The sequence below is a fragment of the Salinigranum sp. genome (assembly GCF_041641895.1).
Classification (GTDB): Archaea; Halobacteriota; Halobacteria; order Halobacteriales; family Haloferacaceae; genus Salinigranum.
The window spans coordinates 1-5,560 of sequence record NZ_JBEPXO010000135.1; the positions used below are offsets into that span (position 1 = coordinate 1).

Genomic DNA, 5,560 nt, shown 5'->3' on the forward strand with positions numbered 1-5,560 from the left:
GGACGAGTTCGTTTTTGTTCACAGCGAATCCAGTAGGCACTCGAGATTCGTAAGTGGCGCGGTGAGTCGGGTGTTACCGAGGGACTCGGGCGAGACGCGAGCCAGTCGGTCGTCGCAGGGTCAGTCGGTCGTCGCAGGGTCAGTCGGTCGTCGCAGGGTCAGTCGGCCGTGGCCGGTTCCAGTTCGTCGTCGTACTTGTCGCGGAACTCCTGGATGAGTTGGCCCATCTTGGCGTACCAGTCGTTGAGCATCCGCTGCATGTCCTCGGTGACCTCTTCGGCGCTCACCGGGCGGTAGACGTGGTAGTACCCGCCCTGTTCGTAGTTGACCTGCTCTTTCTGGACGAGTCCTGCCTGGAGCAGTCGCTGGACGCTCCGGTAGGCGGTCGAACGCTCGCGGTCGACGCGGTCGGCGATCTCGTCGACAGTCAACCGTTCTTCGGCGTCCACGAGCGACTGGAAGACCTCCCGGTCGAGCTCCTTGAGTCCGTGGAAACACTCGAGGAGGCCCTCACACTCCATATCCGCCCGCAGGTACTCGGCCATCGAACTCGGCATTAACGTGTGGTAGGGATTCTGCCCGTAAAAGGATTTGTCCTTCTTGCACACGACTGACCGGACTCGGCGGCCCTCAGCGGTTCCAGCCACCGTCGAACGACTCGAACCGGTCGAGGTCGTGGCCGTACAGCACGTCCACCGGCCCGTCGGTCCGCCGCACTTCCTCTTTCAGCAGGTAGAGGCTGTCCCGCCAGTCGCGTTCGCTCCAGAGCAGACCCGGGCCCAGCGGTACCTCGTCGGTGAAGTTGGCGTCGACGTAACACTCGTCGCCAGCGACCAGCACCGTCTCGTCGGGGAGGTCGATGCGCGCGCCGAGGACGCCGGGAGTGTGTCCGGGGAGATGCAAGAGTTCGAAGTCCGAAGCGAGGGTGTACCGGTCGCGGTGGACCACCTCCCAGGCGATGTCGTGGTCGAAGTCGGACGCGAGGTACGCGATGGAGCCTTCGGTCGTCTTCGCGGAGTAGTACGCGAACTTCAGTTCCTCCTCGTGGACGTACACCGGGACGTCGGTCCCGGCGAAGGCCGCGAGTCCGCCGGCGTGGTCGAGGTGGAGGTGACTCGTGACGACGGCGTCGATGTCGGCGAGGTCGAAGCCGAGGCGGTCGAGGTCCGCCTCCAGGTCGTGTTCGGCGGCGTCGACGTGCTGGAACGCCGCGTACAGGTGTGGCGGCCAGTAGCCATCGCCCGCCGCGGGGTGTGAACCGGTGTCCCACAGCACGGTGCAGTCGGGGTGGTCGACGACGGCGTTCCACACCACGAACTCCGCGATGTCGTGGTCGGGGTTCGGGTCCTCTCTCGTGCCCATCGTGTAGCCGTCGACCACGAACCCGCGGTCGGCGTAGACACTGCCGCGGTCGGCGAGGTGGACGGATGCGTCTACCATGTAGAGTGTACGGCGGAGAGGAGATAAGCCGGTCGTGTCAATCGCAAACAGACCGCACAGTAGTCGTCGGTAGACGGCGTCCCGTCTCACTCGTTCGTGAGCGGCGGCCGGCCGAGGAGCGCGCCGAAGCCCCGGCCGTCCACCGACGTCACCCCCGCCGGCGTCAGGCCGTGTCTACGGCCGACAGCGCGTCCTCGACGGCGTCGGCGACGCCGGCACGGGCCTCCTCGTCGAGGTCGACGAGCGGTGGCCGGACGGCCGTCGAGTCGAGGAAGCCCCGGGCGGCCGCTCCGACCTTCGTCGCCGGCGCGAACCCGTGGGCCGCACACTGTTCGAACAGCGGGGCGATAGCCGTCTGTGAGAGGTGGACGGCCCGTTCCACCTCGCCCGCGGCGAGTGCGGACGTCGCCGCGTCGAACACCTCGGGGACGACGTTCGCGAGGGCGTTGATTCCCCCGATGGCCCCGCTCGCGAGCGCCGGGACGAGGACGCTGTCGTAGCCGCAGAACACCTCGAACTCCGGTGGGGTGGACCGGACGAGCGAGAGCAGATAGTCGAGGTCACCGCTGGAGTCTTTGACGCCCGCCGCCACCCCGTCCTCGGCGAGCGTGCTCACCGTCTCGGGGTCGAGACGGTACCCGACGTACGCCGGGATGTTGTAGAGGTAGACCGGGAGGGAGGCGTCCGCGACGGCCGCTCGCAGGAAGGCCTCGGTCCCGCCGGCCGCGTTCTCGGCGTGGAAGTACGGCCCCGTCACCAGCACGGCATCACAGCCAGCGTCGGCCGCGAGCGCGACTTTCGCGCGGACGCCCGCCACGCTCGTGTCGGCGACGCCTGCGACGACCCGACCGCTCGCGGCGTCGGCCGTCGTCTCGACGACCGTCTCGTACTCCTCGTCGGTGAGGCTGGCGAACTCGCCCGTGGTGCCGCAGGCGACGACGCCGTCGACCCCGCGGGATTCGACCGCGTCGACGAGCGATGCGAGCGCGTCGGCGTCGACGCTGTCGTCTCGGGTCAGGGGGGTGACGAGCGGTGGGTAGACGGGATGCGTGGGCATGGTCGAGACACCGAGTGCCGGGGGAAAAACGTTGGGTGCGCCGTACGCGTCCGGCGCTCAGATGACGTTCTGGGTGATGCCGCCGTCGACTTTGACGGCCTCGCCGGTCACGTTCCGGTTCGTGGCGAAGAAGACCGCCAATCGGCCCATATCCTCCGGCGTCTGGTCGCGGCCGAGCGGCATCACGTCCTCGATGATCTCCTCGTAGTCGCCGCCCATCGCCGGCGTGAGCACCTTCGACCACATCGGCGTGTTGACGATGCCCGGACAGATGGCGTTGACCGTGACGTCGTCGGGTGCGAGTTCCAGTGCGAGACACTTCGTCAGCCCCATCACGGCGTGCTTCGAGGCGACGTAGTGGCCCAGTCCGGCCGCGCCGATTTCGCCCGCGATGGAGGCCGTGTTTATCATCGTCCCCTTGCTCCGCTTGAGTTCGGGAATCGCCGCCTTCGCACAGAGGAACACCCCCTTCGCGTTGACGTCCATGACCGCGTCCCACTCCGCCTCGTCGAGGTCCTCGACGTTCGAGAGCGTGATGATGCCGGCGTTGTTCACCATGACGTCCAGGCCGCCGAACTCCTCGACCGTCCGGCCGATCATCGCGTCGACCTGTGCGGCCTTCGTCACGTCACACTCGACGACGACGGCCCGCCGACCCATCGACTCGATGTCGTCGGCGAGTTTGTGCGCCGTCTCCGCCCCGTGCATCTCCTCGCTCCCCTGCTGATTGTACGCGCTGTCGAGCACGTTCACGTCCGCGAGGACGACGTCACAGCCTGCCGTCGCCAACTCACGGGCGATGCCGCCGCCGATCTGTCCCCCCGCTCCGGTCACCACCGCGGTCTTACCGTCGAGTTCTGCTGTCGACATAGCCGCGGATAGATTGACCCATGAGAGCAAATACCATTCTAACCGAAATCGCGACTGTCACAACCTCGTGGACGCCGTATCCGACGGTTCCGGCGCCCGCAACGCCACCACGACGCCGACTGCACCGACGACGCCCGCGACCAGGAAGGTCGGCCGGTAGCCCAGCCACTCGATGAGTCCGCCGGCCACCACGGGAGCGACGCCCGCGCCGGCCAGCCCGGCCGCAGTCAACAGCGAGACGGCCGTCGTCCGTACCTCGCTCGCGACCACCTCCGTCACGTACGAGAAGAGCAGACCGATGGCGAGTTGGACGCCGAGGCCGGTGGCGACGACGAGGCCGACGACTCCCCCGACGTGTGTCGTCACCACGAGACCGAAGACGCACGGTGTCGCGACGGCGAACGCGAGGACGGCGACCGGCCGGCGGCGTCCGCCGAACAGTCGATCCGAGATGCCGCCACTACTGGTCCGCGCGACGACCCCGACTGCCGGAAACAGCGCCGTCAGGAGGCCGCTCACGGCCAGGTCGACGCCCAGTCCCTCCACCAGGTAGCTCGGTAGCCAACTGTTCAGGACGAGGTAGAGGTCGTACGCGATGAAACAGAGGAGGCAGAGCGTCCACACACCCCGGTCGGTGAAGAGCGCGACGAGCGCCGTCCGGTCGGGCACCTCCGTCGTCACCGAGAACTCGTGTCCCCACGTCGCGACGAGGAAGACGGTGACCCCGACGACGGCGAGGCTAGCGAACACCGGTAGGACGGCCGGCCATCCCGCGAGCGCGGCGACCTGTGGCCCGCCGAACTGACCGAGGGCGAATCCGAGCGGGGCGCTCGCGGTGAACACGCCGACGGCCGTCGCGCGGTTCTCGGCCGTGACGCTCTCGCCGACGAGGTTGGCGCCGGCGTTCCAGAGGACGACGTACGCGAAGCCGCCGAGGACGCGCGAGGCGACCAGCCACCAGTACGCGCCCGCGACGCCCGCGGCGTACCCCCACGCACCCGCGACGAGCAACGCGACGGCGGCGACGACGACGGCCCGGGTGACACCCACGCGGTCGAGGGCGACCCCGACGGGAACGCTCGCGACGACGGACGTCACGTACATGACGGTCACGAGGAAGCCCGCGGCCGCCGCGCTGATGCCGAGCGACGAACGGACGAGCGGCGTCACGCTCGCCAAGACGATTTCGTACGCGGCGGCGGACGCCGAGAGCACGAACAGTCCGCCGACGAGCCCGACCGTCCGAAGCCGCGTCCCGCCCGCTCCTGCCCGTCCGCTCATCGGCCCCCGTCTCGACGCGTCGGCGACGCTCCGTGCGATGCTGGCGACCGGTCGACGTCGCCGGTCATCCCGACTGACGGTAGACGAGGTCCCGTTGAATCTCGTTCGCGCCCTCGTAGATGACGGGGATGCGTACGTCCCGGTAGACGCGGGAGATGCGGTTCTCCGCGAGGACGGAACGGCCGCCGTGCAGCTGCATCCCACGCTCGGCGCAGTCCATCGCGACTTCGGTCGCTTTCAGCTTCGCCATCGCGGCCCACAGCCCCGGGTCCTCGCCGGCAGCGACTTTCTCCGCCGCCCGCCAGGTGAGCGCCCGTGCGGCCTCGAACTCCGTCCGCGCGTCGGCGAGGATGTGCTGCACCGCCTGGAACTCGCCGACCTGCCGGTCGAACGCCTCGCGGTCGTGGACGAACCGCCACGCCTCCTCGATGGCCGCCGTCGCGAGGCCGATGCCGTGGCCGCCGACGATGACCCGCCCCTTGTTGAAGAAGTCCGCGAGCATCCGGAAGCCGTTCCCCCGCTCGCCGACGAGGTTCTCGGCCGGGACCGCGCAGTCGTCGAGGACGATGTGACCCTGTTTGGACGCGCGCATCCCGATCTTCTCGGGGATGTGCTCGGCGTGGTACCCCGGTGCGTCAGTGGGGACGACGAACAGCGAGTAGTTCCCGTGCGGCTTCCCCCCTTCGTCGGTCTTCGCGTACACCGTAAGCCAGTCGGCCTCGACGGCGTTGCCGACCCAGTACTTCTCGCCGTTCAGCACCCAGCCGTCGTCGGTCTCCTCGGCGGTGGTGGTCATCCCCGCCATGTCGCTCCCGGTGTCGGGTTCGGAGACGGCCAGCCCCGAGACCTGGTCGTGGGCAGCGACCGGTTCGAGCCACTTCTCGGCCTGCTCGTCGGTCCCGTAGTCATCGA

General features: G+C 68.6%; 6 protein-coding genes. All 6 read right to left on the minus strand.

The features are described from left to right. Window positions 1-158: 158 nt before the first annotated feature. Window positions 159-557: a helix-turn-helix domain-containing protein gene (locus ACESK5_RS18640; RefSeq protein WP_372913086.1), complete on the minus strand. Its 399-nt coding sequence runs from the start codon at window positions 555-557 to the stop codon at window positions 159-161. A gap of 73 nt (window positions 558-630) precedes the next feature. Then, a complete protein-coding gene (locus tag ACESK5_RS18645) occupies window positions 631-1,440 on the minus strand; it encodes an N-acyl homoserine lactonase family protein (protein WP_372913087.1) in 810 nt (269 codons plus the stop codon). Window positions 1,441-1,603: 163 nt separating this feature from the next. Beyond that, a complete protein-coding gene (locus tag ACESK5_RS18650; RefSeq protein ID WP_372913088.1) occupies window positions 1,604-2,497 on the minus strand; it encodes a dihydrodipicolinate synthase family protein in 894 nt (297 codons plus the stop codon). Between the two features lie 57 nt (window positions 2,498-2,554). Beyond that, entirely contained in the window at window positions 2,555-3,367 is an 813-nt protein-coding gene (locus tag ACESK5_RS18655) for an SDR family NAD(P)-dependent oxidoreductase (protein ID WP_372913089.1), read from the minus strand. Window positions 3,368-3,424: 57 nt separating this feature from the next. Then, a complete protein-coding gene (locus ACESK5_RS18660; protein WP_372913090.1) occupies window positions 3,425-4,648 on the minus strand; it encodes an MFS transporter in 1,224 nt (407 codons plus the stop codon). A gap of 64 nt (window positions 4,649-4,712) precedes the next feature. Then, a partial coding sequence (locus ACESK5_RS18665) for an acyl-CoA dehydrogenase family protein (protein ID WP_372913091.1) occupies window positions 4,713-5,560 on the minus strand: 848 nt, incomplete at its 5' end.